We start from the raw sequence: 15,943 nt of genomic DNA, 5'->3' as shown, positions 1-15,943 counted from the left end.
TAAAAAGCTGCGTGTTTATTCCAATTACGTTCCTTAACAGTATGGAAAAGCAAAAGAGCCGCTAACCTCGACATGATCAACTTTTCATGTGGGGGTAGCGGTTCAAAAACCATGGAGGTTTTGTTATCAAATTGTTCGAAAAAGAAGTTTTATGTCGATAGAATGGCCATATTTAACCATATACACCATTAGGAACGATTGGTTACTATTTACATGGGTTTTGGTTTACATGGTTCCCATTAGACGGTCATATGTACTCCTTTCGAAGGAATCAGATACGCGAATGAAGTCGTTTTTAACAAAATCGCAATGTTGTCGAGTGGAATCTATTGAAGTTAAGGCGTAGTGATAATGAAGTGATTGAATCAAAGGGAGATGCTCAGATGTATAAAGATACGATTGAAGCTGTTTTGAAATCAGCAGTCGCAAAGAAAACGCTGCTTGACGAAAGTAAAGGTCGGTATTTGCTCGCTTCAGGTTTGGCTGGCGCTTATGTTGGAATGGGCATCGTGCTTATATTTACGCTTGGAGCAGCCTTCGCCGCAGCGCATTCCATCTTTACGCCGGTTGTGATGGGGATGTCGTTTGGCATTGCATTAACACTGGTCATTTTTGCAGGATCAGAGCTTTCCACTGGTAACAATATGGTATTCGCAATAAGCAGTTTAGCTAAAGCGACTACGTTAAGGGATGCTTTTCGGAATTGGCTATTTTGCTACTTGGGCAACTTTATTGGAGCTATGATTCTATGTTTGCTTATCCTTGGTACAGGCATGTTTGACAAAATCCCTGCTGATCATCTTCTATTCACCGCTGCCTCGAAAAAAATGCATATGAATGAGTTTCAACTCTTTTTCCGCGGCATTATGTGTAACTGGCTAGTATGTCTCGCTATATGGACATCACTTCGCGCCAAGGAAGACACAGCAAAATTGCTGCTAATATCGTGGATGCTCTTCGCATTTATAGCATCTGGCTACGAGCATTCGGTGGCGAATATGACGGTACTTGGCCTCGCCCTGCTTCTGCCTCATCCGGATACGATCACTATTGCCGGATTGCTCCATAATTTGATCCCCGTGACGCTAGGAAATATCGTAGGTGGAGCCGGTTTTGTCGGTATGTCCTATTGGCTGATATCCCCCGTTCGGAATGTAAGAGTAGCATCTGTCCGCTCAAGCAAAACGGAGCAGCGAACACTTAGCGCGGCTGGGGAGAAAGAGGTTGTTCCGAGTTGAAAGCAGCGCCTACTTTCCAATTAAGGTCGAAATGAACGTTTTGATATGGCCAATGCCGCGGGAGTAGGAAGCTGGGCTTTCAAGCAGGGAGAGATTTTGCCCCACTTGATAAACGATGTCGCTGCCTACGACAACACCATCGGCTAGCTTCGCAAACATCTTATATTGCTCTGGGGTGGCAATGCCGAAGCCGACAACAATTGGCAGGGAGGAGGCGTTCCGAACTTCATCCAGGAATGCTTCGATATCTTGATGAAACTGCTGCCGCTGTCCTGTAACGCCAAGCGATGACACGCAATAAATGAAGCCGGCAGCTTTGTCTGCAATCATCTTGACGCGTTCTCTTGAGGTCGGGGCAACAAGCGGAATATAGTGAATGCTGTATTCAGTGCAGCAGGAGCGGACCTTGCCGCTCTCCTCAATCGGGAGATCCGGCACGATAATGCCGTCTATGCCGCTGTTATGCATGAGCTTGAAAACCTGCTCCAGTCCTGCCTTAAGAATCGGATTGTAGTAGGTGAACAGGATAAGCGGGATGTGAACGCCAGCTTGACGGGCTAGTTTTGCCAAACCAATGACATCAATAACGTTAACCTGATTGCGCAGCGCTCGCATGGACGCTTCTTGAATAACAGGACCGTCTGCTAGTGGATCGGAGTAAGGCACACCCAGTTCAATCATATCGGCGCCTGCGTTCTGGAATTCGTTTAGCAAGTCCAGCGAAGTTGTCATGTTTGGGTCGCCAACAGTCAAATAGGGAATAAATGCGGCCTTGTTCGTTGCCCGTAGCCGATTCATCGTTTCGTCAATTGCGTTCATCACATTCGCCTCCCGTATAACTCATGATCGTATTCATGTCCTTATCGCCTCTTCCTGAGACGTTTACGACCATGATGTGATGGTGAGGGAGAGCGGGGGCAAGCTTCACACATTGGGCTAAAGCATGCGAGCTTTCTAAAGCTGGGATAATGCCTTCCGTCCGGCTGAGCAAATGTAGTGCTGCCATTGCTTCGTTGTCTGTAATTGAAACATACTCAACCTGGCCGGTGTCCTTCAGATGGGCATGCTCTGGTCCAACGCCTGGATAGTCGAGCCCTGCCGAAATAGAATGGGCAGGCTGCACCTGGCCTATGCCATCTTGCAGCAGATAGCTCATTGAACCTTGGAACACGCCTGGTGTGCCCTTGGATAGGGTGGCTGAATGTGCATTCGTATGCAAGCCTAGCCCGCCGGCTTCCACGCCGATCAGGCGAATCGATCTGTCTTCCAAAAACGGATAGAAAATGCCGATTGCATTGCTGCCGCCGCCAACGCAAGCGACGATGGAATCTGGCAGCCGCCCTTCTTTCGTTATGATTTGCTCACGTACCTCATCGCCGATGACCCGTTGAAAATCTCTCACCATCATCGGGTAAGGATGCGGCCCGGCAGCCGTTCCGAAGAGGAAAAACGTATCTTCAACGTGGGCAACCCAATAGCGCAGCGTTTCGTTTCCTGCGTCCTTCAACGTTCTGGCTCCAGACAGCACGGGAACAACCTCAGCCCCTAGCAATTGCATGCGCGAGACATTCAGCTGCTGGCGCTTCATGTCTTCCTCTCCCATGAACACTTTGCATTCCATCCCCAACAGCGCAGCGACCGTTGCTGTTGCCACACCGTGCTGCCCAGCGCCGGTTTCGGCAATCATTTTTTTCTTTCCCATTCGTTTGGCCAATATCGCCTGGCCGATTGTATTGTTGATTTTGTGGGCGCCAGTATGATTCAAATCTTCGCGCTTGAGATAAATTGTTGCGCCGCCCAAGTGTTTGGTTAGCCGTTCGGCAAAGTAAAGCGGGGTAGGCCTTCCAGAGTATTCCTGCAGCAATTGTTTCACTTCCTGATTAAAATCAGGATCGTTCTTGTAATTCAAATAGGCGCTTTCTAGCTCATTGAGTGCGTGCATGAGCGTCTCGGGCACAAATCTTCCGCCATATTCCCCGAATTTTCCATTCATTTGATTCATAACGGTCTCCCTTCGTTGAGGGCGAGCCGGCAAGAAGGAAAGCTTTTTGCAAAATCATAGGATAGAGCAGATTAAAGCATGGAAAAGACACTGGCTCAGAAATATAATGAATACAGCCGGGTTTCCCAATATTCATTCACGCTGCTCAACTCATCCTTGCTCATCTCAACTCATCTATGCTCGGCTCGACTCAGAAATAGAAATTTTGTATCTGCCATCACTATACATGCGTCTGAACATAATTTCAATATTGAACATTTGTTCAACAAGGAGCCTATATGTCGAATATCAATGACGAACGAACACGAATGCTCGTTAAAGTGAGCATGTTATATTATTTGGACGGCCTCAGCCAGATCGAAATTTCCGAGAAACTAGGCATTTCCCGCCCTCAAATCAGCCGTATGTTAAGTGCGGCAAAGTCAGAGGGCCTTGTACAGATTACAATTAAAAATCCCTTCTCCGAAGAGCAGGAGCATGAACGTGCGCTTGTCGAAACGTTCGGCATCAAAAATGCAGTCGTCATCCAAGTGCCTGGAGAGGCGAATCAGCAGGCAATCCGGTCTCATCTGGGCAGAGCAAGCGCTGTGCTGCTGGATTCCGTTTTGAAGGACAAGGATATTGTTGGCATTATGGCCGGAGATGGCGTGAACGTGGTGGGTGAAGAGCTGAACTTTTTTGCAAGAAAAGGCTTAAGGTTTGTGCCGATGGTTGGAGGCTGGGGTGCAGAAGGCGCACGGTTGCACGCGAATACGAATGCACGGCTGTTTGGCGAGGCGCTGAAGTCGCCTTATTATCAGCTTAACGCACCGGCTATTGTCGGCTCTGCGCAGACGCGCGATGTAATTGCAGCAGAAGCTGAAATTGCCGAGGTGCTCCAGCTTGCCCGCAGCGCAACGGTTGCACTCGCCGGGATTGGGCAAGTATCGGAGGAAGCGACGATTGTCCGATCCGGCAATTTTCAGAAGCAGAGCATAGCACAGATGAAGGCAAAAGGCGCTGTCGCGAACCTTTGCACTTCGTTCTTGGACAGGGAAGGCAAAATTGTCGCATGCGAGGATGAAACGCGGATGATTGGCTTGACGGTGGAGGAGTTGCGAGCGATCGGCAACGTGATGGCTATTGCCCATGGCAAGGACAAAATTGAAGCGATCCGCGCCGTGCTGCGCGGCCGATGGATTGACACGCTGGTAACGGATGTGGAGACGGCGAAAGGTGTACTTGAGTTTCGATAACAAATGCCGCATAAGATGCGGCTTTTGTTATGTAATTTCATAAGTAAGTAAATGAATCAATTACAGAATGGCTTGAGGCCGCGTTCATTGGAAATATGGCATCCAAGCGAAGGCATCAATGAGGCAGTCATTGAGGCGTGCATTAAAAAAGTCTGCTTTGATTATCTAGAAATCATGCCAGCTATTATTTCGAGGATCGATCCAATTAGCATGGAGGAGGCGATTCAAGCGTATTCCGAGGAAATGGACCGCTGGACTGTTTAGCATAACAAACCCAAACAATCGAATACTAAGCTTCATTGCCGATTGCCTTCGACGAACACGTTCACATTCATGCGATAGGCATCAGGGGGAAACACAATGGAAATTTTGATGACCATCATATTGCTGCTTGTATGTTTAGTTATTTCTAACATCATCAGCCACTATGTGCCATTCTTGCCTACTGCTTTAACCCAGATTGCGATTGGGGTAGGCATTGCTCTTGTCTATAAGGAATTCCATCTTGAGATTGAGACGGAGTGGTTTTTGCTGCTATTCATTGCTCCGCTTTTGTATAACGACGGGAGACATTTTCCAAGGGATGAGCTATGGAAAATGCGGGCGCCCATTTTTGGCAACGCCATCGTTCTCGTGCTGCTCACAACAATTGGCGGCGGATGCTTTATTCATTGGCTTATCCCGGACATTCCGCTTGCTGCGGCTTTCGCCTTAGCGGCCATTTTGTCACCAACAGATCCTGTAGCTGTTAACGGCATTGCAAAGCGTATTCATCTGCCGGAGAGCGTATTGAATCTCGTACGAGGGGAATCGCTGATTAATGATGCTTCGGGGCTGGTCGCCTTTAATTATGCGGTTGCTGCGGTAGTTACAGGGTATTTTTCCCTGCGTGAAGCTATATTCGAATTTACATATATGTTTCTCGCTGGCGCTTTTCTCGGGCTTGTACTCAGCTTGCTGATGACGTGGATCCGGTATAGCCTGCGCAAAAAAGGCATCAGCGATGTCACGCTGCATTCGTTGCTTCAACTATTGGCGCCATTCCTCATTTATATCGTTGCCGAGGAGATATTTCATGCTTCTGGAGTCATTGCGGTGGTCGTAGGCGGAATTGTTCACTCCGTGCTTCGCGAGAAGGCGGAACCGATGCAAGCGGAGGAACAGGTATTAACCGAAAACATCTGGTCCACGGTGTCGTTTATTTTAAACGGAACGGTATTCCTATTGCTTGGTTTAATCATCCCTCCGTCTATACGGTCGACCGTTGAGAATCCGAGCATTCATAATACGCTTGCGGTCGGATACGTCTTAGCTATCGGAATTGTGATATTGGCGATCCGATTCGGTTGGTCGTACCTGTTTTCCTGTTTTGAACATCGGCTCAAACGGGATACAAATGTCGCTAAACCGACGGTTAAAATGACGCTTCTAATCAGCTTAACCGGTGTTCGAGGCGCATTGACGATGGCAGGTGTGTTGTCCATTCCGTTTCTGATCGAGAGCGGGAAAGCGTTCCCTGAGCGGTCACTTATTCTCTTCTTAGCTGCAGGTGTCATACTGTTCACGTTACTTGCTGCTACCGTGTTTCTTCCCTTATTGAGCAAAGGAGAAACGGCCGATGGCGAGCTGTTTAATTATTTGGACATAAATACAGCCAAGAGCAAGCTGTTGCTTGCGGCGATGAAGAAGGTGCGTTCAGAAATAAATGACGAAAATGAAACAGCTGCTTATCAATTGCTGGATGAGCTAAAACAGACATTTAAACAAACGAACATAGACATGAGCTCGAAAGAGAAAGAAGGCAACGCGTTTTTATATAAAGTAAAAGAAGTTCGGTTGCAGGCGTTGAAGGTTGAGCGAAAATATATGGAAGATGCCATGGAACAAGGAGAAGTGGATGAACAATTGTTCCAATTCATGATGAATGCCTTCGAAATGCGTGAAGAAGCGCTGTCTCGAAATGTTAGATCCCAGTTTAGTTTCCTTGTAAGAAACGTTTTTCGGGAGTGGAAACGTGCAAGCGGCAGGCGCCGTAATGCCAGCAAGTTCCAAGATCGAATGGCCCAGCGGCAGGCGGGGAAGGAAATTTTCCTGCGATCCTCACAAGCGGCTCTGGCGTATTTGGAAGCGAATATGAATGAACTTGGCGAAGCCCCCGTTGTCTATTCCGTCATCTTCGACTATAAGCGAATCATCGATAGGCTTAAAGGGCCAGGCCAGTTTAATGCATCCGTAGAGGCACAGAAGGAAGAGCTTCGAATCGTTGTAATGGACCTGGAACGCTCAGAAATTCGGCGAATGCACGAAACGGGGGAGATTAGCAGCGAGCAAGCCAAAGATTTGAGGCGGATGGTTAATCACATCGAGAGCGCAACGTTATTTGAACATGCGGAATAGGTGATGCTCATTCCTATGTAAATGCGGCATCCCTTGCCGCGTTGTGAGCCATTTGATGCAAGTAGTTGTTTTTCTTATGGCTGCTTATATACTTGATTTGTACATCAACGTTAGGGAAGAGGCAATTAATATTGGCTAGAGCAGCTAATAGGTCATCTCTTCCTTGCCGAACTTGCGGATGTGAGAAACAGTCTTGAACCAATGCGCGTGAAATGCGGCTGTAATCCGTGTATATAATGGCGATTCGGGGTTCGTGGGCGCAGCATGCGTCCTTAAGCGTGTCTAAGCTATGAATGATTGCCATCATCTCACCGTAGCTCGAGCCGTGATCTTGTTCGATCAACAGCCGCTTGGCCGTTGTATTTACTGTGCGATTGTATGCTATACAACAAGCTGCACCATAAACATTGGGCGTGGCGAAGCCGGCGTAATCGCAATATAGATACATCGTGCCGCTGTTCATTATATTTTGCCGCAATTTAGGAAGCTGGTAAGCTTTTTTCAATAACGATTCGTTTAAGTTATTCATGTGGGCATCTCCTAATTTAAAATGTTATAGCCAGCATTAATTCGGAACGTGGGGGATTTGTCATGATATTGGAAGTCATTGCAACCTGTGTGGACGATGCTTTAGCGGCAGAGGCGAACGGTGCGGACCGCCTTGAATTAATAACTGCGATCACGGAAGGAGGCTTAACACCCGGAATTGGGCTCGTAAAGCAAGTAGTGCGTACAGTCCGTATTCCGGTTTTTGTGATGGTGCGTCCACACAGCCGTTCCTTCGTATATCCTGAACACGATATTGAAACAATGGCTTTCGAAATCAATGCAATTGTTCAAGCTGGTGCCGCTGGCATTGTGCTAGGTGCGTTAACGCGAGCAGGCAAAATTGACGAAGCAGCGCTGGAGCGGTTGCTTCCGCTTGCTGAAGTCTTACAGGTGACGTTCCACCGCGCTTTCGACGAGCTGGGAGACCAGCATGAAGCGCTGCAGGTGTTGATGAAATATCCACAAATTACGCGTGTGCTTACTTCTGCAGGGCCAAGACCGGCGATGGAGTCAACGCTAGAGATGGCGAGGCTCGTTGCTGCAACAAGCGGATGCGATCTCAAGATAGTAGCCGGAAGCGGCCTCGCTGCGGAAGGCATCACCGATTTCATGCGGCGGACTGGCGTACAGGAGGTGCATTTTGGATCGGCTGTCCGCTATGGCAAATCCAGCTTGTCCCCGATTGATCCGTCAGTGCTTCGGATGCTCGCGGATCTCGTGCACGATCGTAAGTAAGTCCGCTTTATTAAAAGTGATGATAAGCCTGTCCCGATTGTTCCCATTGCAGTTAGCCATTATAAATTTTTTTTCTTAATTCGTTCGCCTGCTTTGTTGGAATGGTATAACCATGTTCGCTGTCTGCAGCATCAACGAGTAATGCAGTACGGCCGTCCTCATCCGCAACATTTAATACAAATTTCTGTTGCGTGTTATTCCTAATCATTGGAATCACCTCATAGTTGGATTTTATTAACAGTATACGATATCCAAACAGCACATGCGTAGTTTGTATGGGGATCTTGAACCAAGCAGGCACTCATTTCTTTTCGGGAATGGGTGCCTATTTGTGTTTGATTTCGAATTCAACAATTTTTCTTGAAAATGTTCAAAGGTAAACAAACGATGGCCGCCGAAATCGTACGAATGGAATATGGACCCAATAATGTATGACGCCAAAGGAGAATGATGATGTCCATAAGATTCATTGCAAACACAGGGGGAGCAAAGGATTATGACTGATGAAGCTGGGATGCTAATGTCTCTGCCTGAAGGCGGAGGAGGGTTTGAAGGCTTGTCCGGCGACTTTCACGACAACGAATTTGCTGGAGAAGCTTCCTTCCACGTGCCCGTATTTACGAGCCCATGCTGTGAATTCGAACCTCAGCTCGCTTTGAATTACCGTTCAGGTGGCAGCAATGGCAGCTTCGGCCTTGGATTCAAACTGTCCATTCCGAGCATCTCCCGCAAAACGGCACAAGGGATTCCGCGCTATGGCGAATCGGATACTTATTTGATTGACGGCGAGGAGGATTTGGTGCCTCTTGCAGACGCCAATCCGGTCCAGCGGGAAGTTGATGGTTCTGCCTATACAGTTACGGCCTATCGGCCCCGCGTCGACCACACATTTGAGCGAATCGAACGCTGGTGCGGGACAGGGCAAGGAGATGTCCATTGGCGCGTAACGAGCAGAGACAACATCACTTCATTGTACGGAACGTCCCCGCTGTCACGAATTTGCGATCCTGCTGACGAGAGCCGGATATTTCGATGGCTGCTTGCGGAGAGTTTCGACGCCAAAGGAAACCGCGCCATCTACGAATATGAAGCGGATCAGGCATACGGCTTGCCGGATTCCCTTAGTGACATCAATCGCACTACTAGTGCCAACAAATATATGCAACGCATTCGTTACGGCAATGCAGTGCCCTATCAAGAAGGACAAGCTGCGGCAAATTCGGACAGCTGGCATTTTGAAGTGTTGTTCGATTATGGAGACTTCGCACTGCCGGATCACGGAACTGAAAATTGCAATCCCTATGAGCGGTTATCAGCAATTCCCGCGGCAGCCTATCGGATAGACGCGTTCTCCTCATATTATGCTGGGTTTGAAATTCGCCATCGCCGGCTTTGCCGCAATATTCTAATGTTCCATCGTTTCGAAGCTGAGCTCGGCGTGAATCCCATACTTGTACATGCTACACGCCTGCTCTATCGGGAGACGCCGGCCATATCGTTGCTCGCCTCCGTAGAGTCGATAGGGTACCGATTCGAGAGTGGCGCATATAAAAGCGACAGCCTGCCACCGCTCGAGTTTTTCTATTCCACGTTCGAACCTGGCAATGGGCAGTATTCGCTTCTCGTGGACGAGCATGATAATCCGGTGCCGGGGCTTAGCTTCTCGAATGGCTGGCAGCTCGCCGATTTGTACGGTGCGGGTGTTCCGGGGTTGCTTTATCATGACGGAGCGACGATGCTGTACCGCCAATTGCGTCCGTCTGGTGAAGGCGAACCGGATTACGATGGCGGTAAGCTAAGGTTCGCGCAAGCGGATCCGCTTGTACTTGTCCCTAACGCTATTCATCAAGAAAGAAGCAGGTTAGAGCTGTCCGATTTGAACGGCAATGGCCGCCTGGATTGGATTGTTCAAGAGCCGGGACAATACGGGTATTACGAGTCAAACCCTGACCGGACATGGAGCCCCTATCGGCCAATGGCGTCCGTTCCTGCTGTATTGGGCGACCAGGAAGCGTATTATTCCGTTGATGCGACAGGGAGCGGACGGAACGATTGGCTTCTGATCGAAGACGGCAGAGTAATCGTATATCCTTCACTCGGGAACGAAGGGTTTGGCCCTCCGATCATTAGCGAACAGACTGGGCTCCCAGCTCCAAGACGTGGATCGTCCAACGAATGGCTTGATTTTGCGGAGATGGCGGGCACAGGCCTCAAACAGCTCGTGCGCATTACGAACGGACGGGTAGAATGCTGGCCAAACCTCGGTTACGGAAGTTTCGGCGAGCCGGTGGCACTCGCGGGCGCCCCGTATTTTGACGAAGATCTAGATGCTACGCGTTTATTCCTTGCGGACTTGAACGGTACGGGTTTGGCGGATTTGATCTATGTCCATCCGGATAGGGTAGATCTCTATTTGAACCAAAGCGGCAATTGTTTCGCGGAGGCGATTAGCATCCCGTTGCCGGCAAGCTGGGATCGGCTGAGCCAGTTAAGCTTTGCTGATGTCAATGGCAGCGGGACGGCTTGCATGCTGTTCAGCGAAGAAGTTGGGGCTCCTAAACATTGGTGCTGTGATTTTAACCGTGGGCACAAGCCTTATCTGCTAAATCGTGTTTTGAACAATGTCGGTTCTGAAACCCGCATTTCCTATTGCAGCTCGACGAAATTTTATTTGGCCGATGCCAATAAGGGTGTGCCATGGATCGAGACGTTGCCTTTTCCCATACAGGTCGTTGAAAAGGTAGAGGTCCGCGATTACGTTTCCGGCACGAGGGAGTTTAGCCAATACGCCTATCATCACGGTTTCTATGACGGCCTGGAAAGGGAGTTTAGAGGTTTTGGCATGGTCGAAAGATGGGATGCAGAGACGGTCATGGCGGACGTGCAACCTACTGATGTGCCTCCTGTCTGGACGAAAACCTGGTATCACACCGGCAGTTGGGAGCTAGCGGGACCTTTGTCTAAGCAATATGCGGCCGAGTACTACAGCGAATGCTGCGGTATGGACAGGCTTCCGGATAGCGTATTCGATATAGAGGCGTATCGTACCCGCTATCCGAATTGGATGTTAGATTCGGAAGCTGAAAGAGAAGCGAATCGGGCATTCAAAGGCTTGGTGCTGCGGCAGGAAATTTTCGCGCCAGCTGCAGCTGCCAGTCCGGGGCAAATGCAGGACGCGCCTTATCGCGTGACGGAATGGAACTACGAAGCCAGGCTCATTCAACCGCCTCTTAATGATCGATTTGGCATCTATACCGTGCATCAACGGGAGACGTTGAACGCTGATTACGAACGGATGCCAGCAGACCCGCATGTCACGCATGAGCTCGCCCTAGAAGTCGATGGCTTTGGGAATGTGCTTCATTCCTGTACGGTCGCTTACGGCCGTGATCCCGCCACTGCCGGTTGCATTCCGGAGCAATGCATGCCTGTCATTCAGTTGGAGCGGCATCGTTATGCCAATCAGGCAGATGATGAGGTTTACTTGGCCGGTGTCCTCATCGAGAGCCTGACGTTTGAAATTCGCAACCTGCAGCTGCCCGAAGGCCGCAAACGGCTTTCATTCGAAGAGGCAGCGCTCCGCTTAACGAACGTCACGGATGTCCCCGGCACACCTTTAATCGGTGGATTGCGGCATTATTACTGGTCATCTGAGCAAGGAGCTGCCATGCCGCTTGGGAAAGTCAGCCCTCAAGCTTTGCATTATTCGACGGAAACGCTATATTACGCAATGGACATGCTCTCCGACGGATTCGGTGCCGCTATGGCTGTTGACCAGCTTGTGCAGCTGCTCGAAACCGAAGGGGGATATCGGCAAGAAGCCGGTTATTGGTGGGGCTCTGGCCATGCGAGCGAGTATGGCAGCTTGGAATCTTTTTATTTGGTACAAGCTTCGGCCGACTGCTTCGGCGCTCGGACGAGCTACAAGCATGACACATACGGCTTGCTGATTGCCGGCGTGACGGACGCATTGAACAATACGGCCGCTATGGAAGGGGATTATCTGTGCTTGCTTCCGCAGCGAATAACGGACCGGAACCAAAACGTGTCCGAGGTGCTGTATGATGGGCTTGGCCGGGTACGAGTGGCTTCCCGTTACGGCGCAGAAAGCGGGAAGGAAGCCGGTTTTATGCCGCTTGGCCACTATCAGGTTCGGGAAAAGGCGATGCTGGATGCAATCGTTCAAGATCCAGCCGCATATTTGCAAGGAGCTGCACATTTCTATCAATATGATTTGCTCTCTTGGATGGGACAAGTTAGCCAAGTCGATTTGGTCGGCATAGGCATCGATACGGCCGCACTTTGGCAAGAGCTCATGGCAAATGGCAACATCAGCTATAGCGGAGGAATCACGCAGCGCTTCCGCGAAATGCGGTCGGCGGAACAACTTCTATTGAGCGAAGCTTTCGGGCTGCATCGGAACCTCATATATGATACGCTCGCACATGCTCCACAGGGCAAGCCAACTCGCGCAGTTAGCTTGGATGCGGTGCAATATGTACACAATGCGCAAGATGCCGAATCGGATGGACCAGCCGCAGTTCGGATCGAAATTACATTTCGTGACGGATTGGGACGGTTAGTCCAGCTTAAACAGCTCGTAGAACCCGGTGAGGCGTTTATCGTTGCAGATCCGCTCAAACCTCCATCAGCGGAGGAAGATATACCGGTAGGCCAAGCTAATCCTCGGTGGCTTGCGACGGGTAGAACGGTTTACAACAATAAAGGGCAGCCTGTAAAACAATACGAGCCTTATTTTATCAATGCAGCTGAATTCGCCGATTGTAAAAATCTGCACCGATTCGGCTCCAGCCCAACGTTCGAGTACGATCCGCTTGGGCGAGAATGCCGAATCATAAGTGCTAAAGGGTTCGTAAGACGGATTGACCGAGCGCCTTGGGAAGAAACAGATTGGGACGGCATCGACACCTTGCTGGAATCTCCTTACTATATGGCGAACATAAGCGGATCCGACCCCGCTTCGCCATATTACGATCCCGACCTGGCCGACGAAGATCGGCAAACGATGGCCAAATCCGCATTGCTGGCTGGCACGCCCGAACATAAACGGTTTAACGCGCAAGGGAAGACCGTTCAGATGGTAACGTACAAAGATAGCCAACATACGCTCATAACAAAGCATGAATGGGATTCATCTGGTAATTTGCTAACCAGTGCAGACCCTAGGCTCGGAGCGATGGGCTTGGAAAATTTCCGGTATGCTTACAATTTTGCGAATCAACGTTATCGAACAGCTAGCGTTGACGGAGGAAGCTCCCGATGGATTATTTGGAATGCAAACGGCGATCCCATCTTTAGCCGTCATGGGTTGTACACAAAGCGGTTCTTCTATGACGAACTGCATCGCCTTACATCTGTTCAAGTTATAGGTCCAGACGGACAAGCGCGAATAGTCGAGGCGTTGGTTTACGGAGAAAGCTTGGAGCTCCAACAAGCGACGGCGGCCAATTTGCGTGGGGAGCTGTATCAGCGCTTCGGCCAAAGCGGACTAATGGCCATAGAAGCATACAGTATAGACGCTCATCCGAAGCGCGTGACGCATCGTTTTGCCCAAGAATACGTGAATCTGCTGGATTGGTCTCCGGCAGGCATCGCAAATCCCGAAAAGCTGCTCGAAAAGCAAACCTTCGAGGAAACGTTCGGCTATGATGCGGTGGGCCAGCTCGTTACGCATGCCGATGCCTTGGGCAATCGGGCGGACTGGCAATACGGCCTTGCAGGCTGGCTATTGCGGGCGGAGTTGCTAGGCTCCGACGAGCCTTCGCCACAGGCTGCATTTCAGATCACGGACTGCAACGCGAAGGGGCAATGGCTTCAGTTGGCCTATGGCACGGGAGATGGATGGGCCACTACGTACGAATACGATGCTAGGACGTTCGAACCGACCCGAGTGCGAACACAGCAGGCAGGCAAAATGGAGCTGCAAGATTTGCAGCTGTTTCACGATCCTCTAGGGCATATTAGCCAGACGATAGAACGGGCGCTGCCTTTCTCTCTGATTGTACGGTGGTGTCTGACTACACCTACGATACATCTTATCGGTTGATTCAGTCGACGGGCTGGGCAGGCGAACAGCCGGATGCCATTCTTCCGCTCCCGCTTGCTGGAGATGCCAAGCTGCTGCCCTATCAATTAGATTACCGGTACGATGATTCCGGCAACTTATATGAGGCTGTTAGCCGATCGCATGCCGACGGTTGCGGGACAAACTTGTTGTCGCTAACCGTGTCGCCGCGATCTAATCGTGCGGTCTCGTCCCAATTGACATCGGACCCGGCGCAAGTGGATGCCTATTTCGATGCCACCGGATGCCAAGAGAGGGACGAGCATTCTGCGATCCTTCAATGGAACTATGACAAGCAGTTGCAATCCTATGTTCCGGGCCATGGCGCTTTACGTGAATACTATATCTATGGCCAGGACGGTCACCGCGTGCGCAAAGTGACGGAGTTCCTTGGCACAGGCGGAAACGTTGAGTCGATTGAAGACACGCGATACATCGGCCATCTGGAGATTTGCAGCCTTTATAGCGGCGCCGCTATCGATCCATCCAGGCTTGTGCTGCAAGTTGAATCAGCACGGCTGGGAATTCATGACCAGAACATTGCTACGAGTATGAAATGGACCGTTGGCAACCCAGCGGGGGAGAAGCTTGCGCAGGTCAGGTATTCTTTGCACGATCAGGTCGGCTCTTGCGTAATTGAGGTGGATAACGAGGGGAGCATCCTCACTAGGGAATCCTATTATCCTTATGGCAGTACGGCTTGGTCAGCTTCTGCTGGAGATGCCTTGCAGCTTAAGAAGCTGCGTTATGCAGGGAAGGAAAAGGATGCATATACCGGCTTCTACGATTACGGCCAGCGTTATTATGCGCCATCGTCATATCGATGGTTAAGCCCAGATCCAGCTGGCACGATTGACGGGCTGAATTTATATGCGTATGTTGGCGGCAATCCAGCCACTTACACGGATCCGCATGGCTTGATGCCCAAACAGAAGAAGACGAAATTCAAGGTTTCCGTCGTCCCTCGTCCATCAGGGGGCATGAAGCTTCAGGTCATTGGACGGCCGAAGAAGTTTTCGAGCAGTGCGTTGCGCGCAATCGCAGCACGGCCTGAAAATAAAGGTTATTTTACAGATTCTTCGGGCAAAAAATTCAAGAAATCCGGCCTTTCCCGTAACCATATTCAACCCTATCTTACGCTAGCCAAATTGCCACGGACGGTGACGAGAGGAAAATCACTTTCAGAAATGGAGCATTACTTAAAGAAAGATGTCAGTATTAATACGTTCAGCAACAAAATTTATAAGAATCGGTTCGCAAAGCTACAGCAGAAGAAAAAGCTGTCACATTCCGATATCGAGCGCGGCTTCCATACGCTTATCCTCGATCAATACAACAATCCAGACAATTTGTTCGTTGGCAATAGCAGCGCGAATTCTTCTGGGGGCTCTATCATGAAGCACAAGCAATCGAAGCTGAAAAAAACATTCGGCACGAAGCTATTGCAACCAGGGGAGAGGGCTACGATGATCGGCGATTTTCAAACGGCGTCTCTGGATTTCCCTAGCAACTACTCGCAAACCCAAAAAAATGAAGCCACATCCCAATTCCAAAAAGCTTGGGGCAATAATCCTGGAAAATATATTTAAGTGCGTGCGATCCTAACAAGGCTTGATGGAGCAGTTTAGATCAGACGGTGTTCATAACAGCAGCAGTGGATCTTCGGATCAACCGCTGCTGTTTTTTTATGAAGGATGCACCT

The 15,943-nt window shown here is 49.8% G+C and carries 11 protein-coding genes; 7 read left to right on the top strand and 4 right to left on the bottom strand.

Going from position 1 to position 15,943, the window contains the following annotated elements; genetic code table 11:
• Positions 1 to 383: 383 nt before the first annotated feature.
• Entirely contained in the window at positions 384 to 1,238 is an 855-nt protein-coding gene (locus tag GON22_RS20795) for a formate/nitrite transporter family protein (RefSeq protein ID WP_160398037.1), read from the top strand.
• Positions 1,239 to 1,247: 9 nt separating this feature from the next.
• On the opposite strand, the gene trpA is transcribed toward GON22_RS20795, so the two are convergent.
• Both trpA and trpB read right to left on the bottom strand, forming a co-directional pair.
• Positions 1,248 to 2,057, bottom strand: coding sequence for a tryptophan synthase subunit alpha (gene trpA / locus GON22_RS20790; RefSeq protein ID WP_160398036.1), 810 nt, complete (start codon positions 2,055 to 2,057; stop codon positions 1,248 to 1,250).
• Positions 2,044 to 3,240, bottom strand: coding sequence for a tryptophan synthase subunit beta (gene trpB / locus GON22_RS20785; RefSeq protein ID WP_160398035.1), 1,197 nt, complete (start codon positions 3,238 to 3,240; stop codon positions 2,044 to 2,046). Before trpB ends, trpA begins: the two co-directional genes overlap by 14 nt.
• Positions 3,241 to 3,518: 278 nt before the next feature.
• Here trpB and GON22_RS20780 point away from each other — a divergent pair, with 278 nt between their 5' ends.
• The 3 genes from GON22_RS20780 to GON22_RS20770 all read left to right on the top strand — a co-directional run bounded on the left by GON22_RS20780 (position 3,519) and on the right by GON22_RS20770 (position 6,872).
• Positions 3,519 to 4,475 carry a sugar-binding transcriptional regulator gene (locus tag GON22_RS20780; RefSeq protein ID WP_160398034.1) on the top strand — a complete coding sequence of 319 codons (957 nt, stop codon included), beginning with the start codon at positions 3,519 to 3,521 and terminating at the stop codon, positions 4,473 to 4,475.
• A gap of 87 nt (positions 4,476 to 4,562) precedes the next feature.
• Positions 4,563 to 4,739, top strand: a complete 177-nt coding sequence (locus GON22_RS20775) for a hypothetical protein (RefSeq protein WP_160398033.1) — start codon at positions 4,563 to 4,565, stop codon at positions 4,737 to 4,739.
• A gap of 96 nt (positions 4,740 to 4,835) precedes the next feature.
• Complete coding sequence (locus GON22_RS20770) at positions 4,836 to 6,872, top strand: Na+/H+ antiporter (RefSeq protein ID WP_160398032.1); 2,037 nt, start codon at positions 4,836 to 4,838, stop codon at positions 6,870 to 6,872.
• A gap of 13 nt (positions 6,873 to 6,885) precedes the next feature.
• Here the strand turns inward: GON22_RS20770 and GON22_RS20765 are convergent, their stop codons facing one another.
• Positions 6,886 to 7,401 (bottom strand): RNase H family protein, encoded by a 516-nt coding sequence (locus tag GON22_RS20765; RefSeq protein ID WP_160398031.1) that lies wholly within the window; start codon positions 7,399 to 7,401, stop codon positions 6,886 to 6,888.
• 62 nt (positions 7,402 to 7,463) lie between these two features.
• Between GON22_RS20765 and GON22_RS20760 the strand changes: the two genes are divergently transcribed.
• Entirely contained in the window at positions 7,464 to 8,156 is a 693-nt protein-coding gene (locus GON22_RS20760; RefSeq protein WP_160398030.1) for a copper homeostasis protein CutC, read from the top strand.
• A gap of 52 nt (positions 8,157 to 8,208) precedes the next feature.
• On the opposite strand, the gene GON22_RS20755 is transcribed toward GON22_RS20760, so the two are convergent.
• Complete coding sequence (locus tag GON22_RS20755; RefSeq protein ID WP_160398029.1) at positions 8,209 to 8,364, bottom strand: hypothetical protein; 156 nt, start codon at positions 8,362 to 8,364, stop codon at positions 8,209 to 8,211.
• A gap of 288 nt (positions 8,365 to 8,652) precedes the next feature.
• On the opposite strand from GON22_RS20755, the gene GON22_RS20750 reads away from it, so the two are divergent.
• Together GON22_RS20750 and GON22_RS20745 are read left to right on the top strand one after the other, a co-directional pair.
• On the top strand, positions 8,653 to 14,223 hold the full coding sequence (locus GON22_RS20750) for a SpvB/TcaC N-terminal domain-containing protein (RefSeq protein WP_160398028.1): 5,571 nt from the start codon (positions 8,653 to 8,655) through the stop codon (positions 14,221 to 14,223).
• On the top strand, positions 14,187 to 15,830 hold the full coding sequence (locus tag GON22_RS20745) for an RHS repeat-associated core domain-containing protein (RefSeq protein ID WP_160398027.1): 1,644 nt from the start codon (positions 14,187 to 14,189) through the stop codon (positions 15,828 to 15,830). Before GON22_RS20750 ends, GON22_RS20745 begins: the two co-directional genes overlap by 37 nt.
• The last annotated feature ends 113 nt before the right edge of the window (positions 15,831 to 15,943 follow it).

Source organism: Paenibacillus sp. MMS18-CY102, from assembly GCF_009789195.1.
Lineage (GTDB): Bacteria > Bacillota > Bacilli > Paenibacillales > Paenibacillaceae > Paenibacillus_T.
This window is presented reverse-complemented; position numbering and strand designations above follow the sequence as displayed.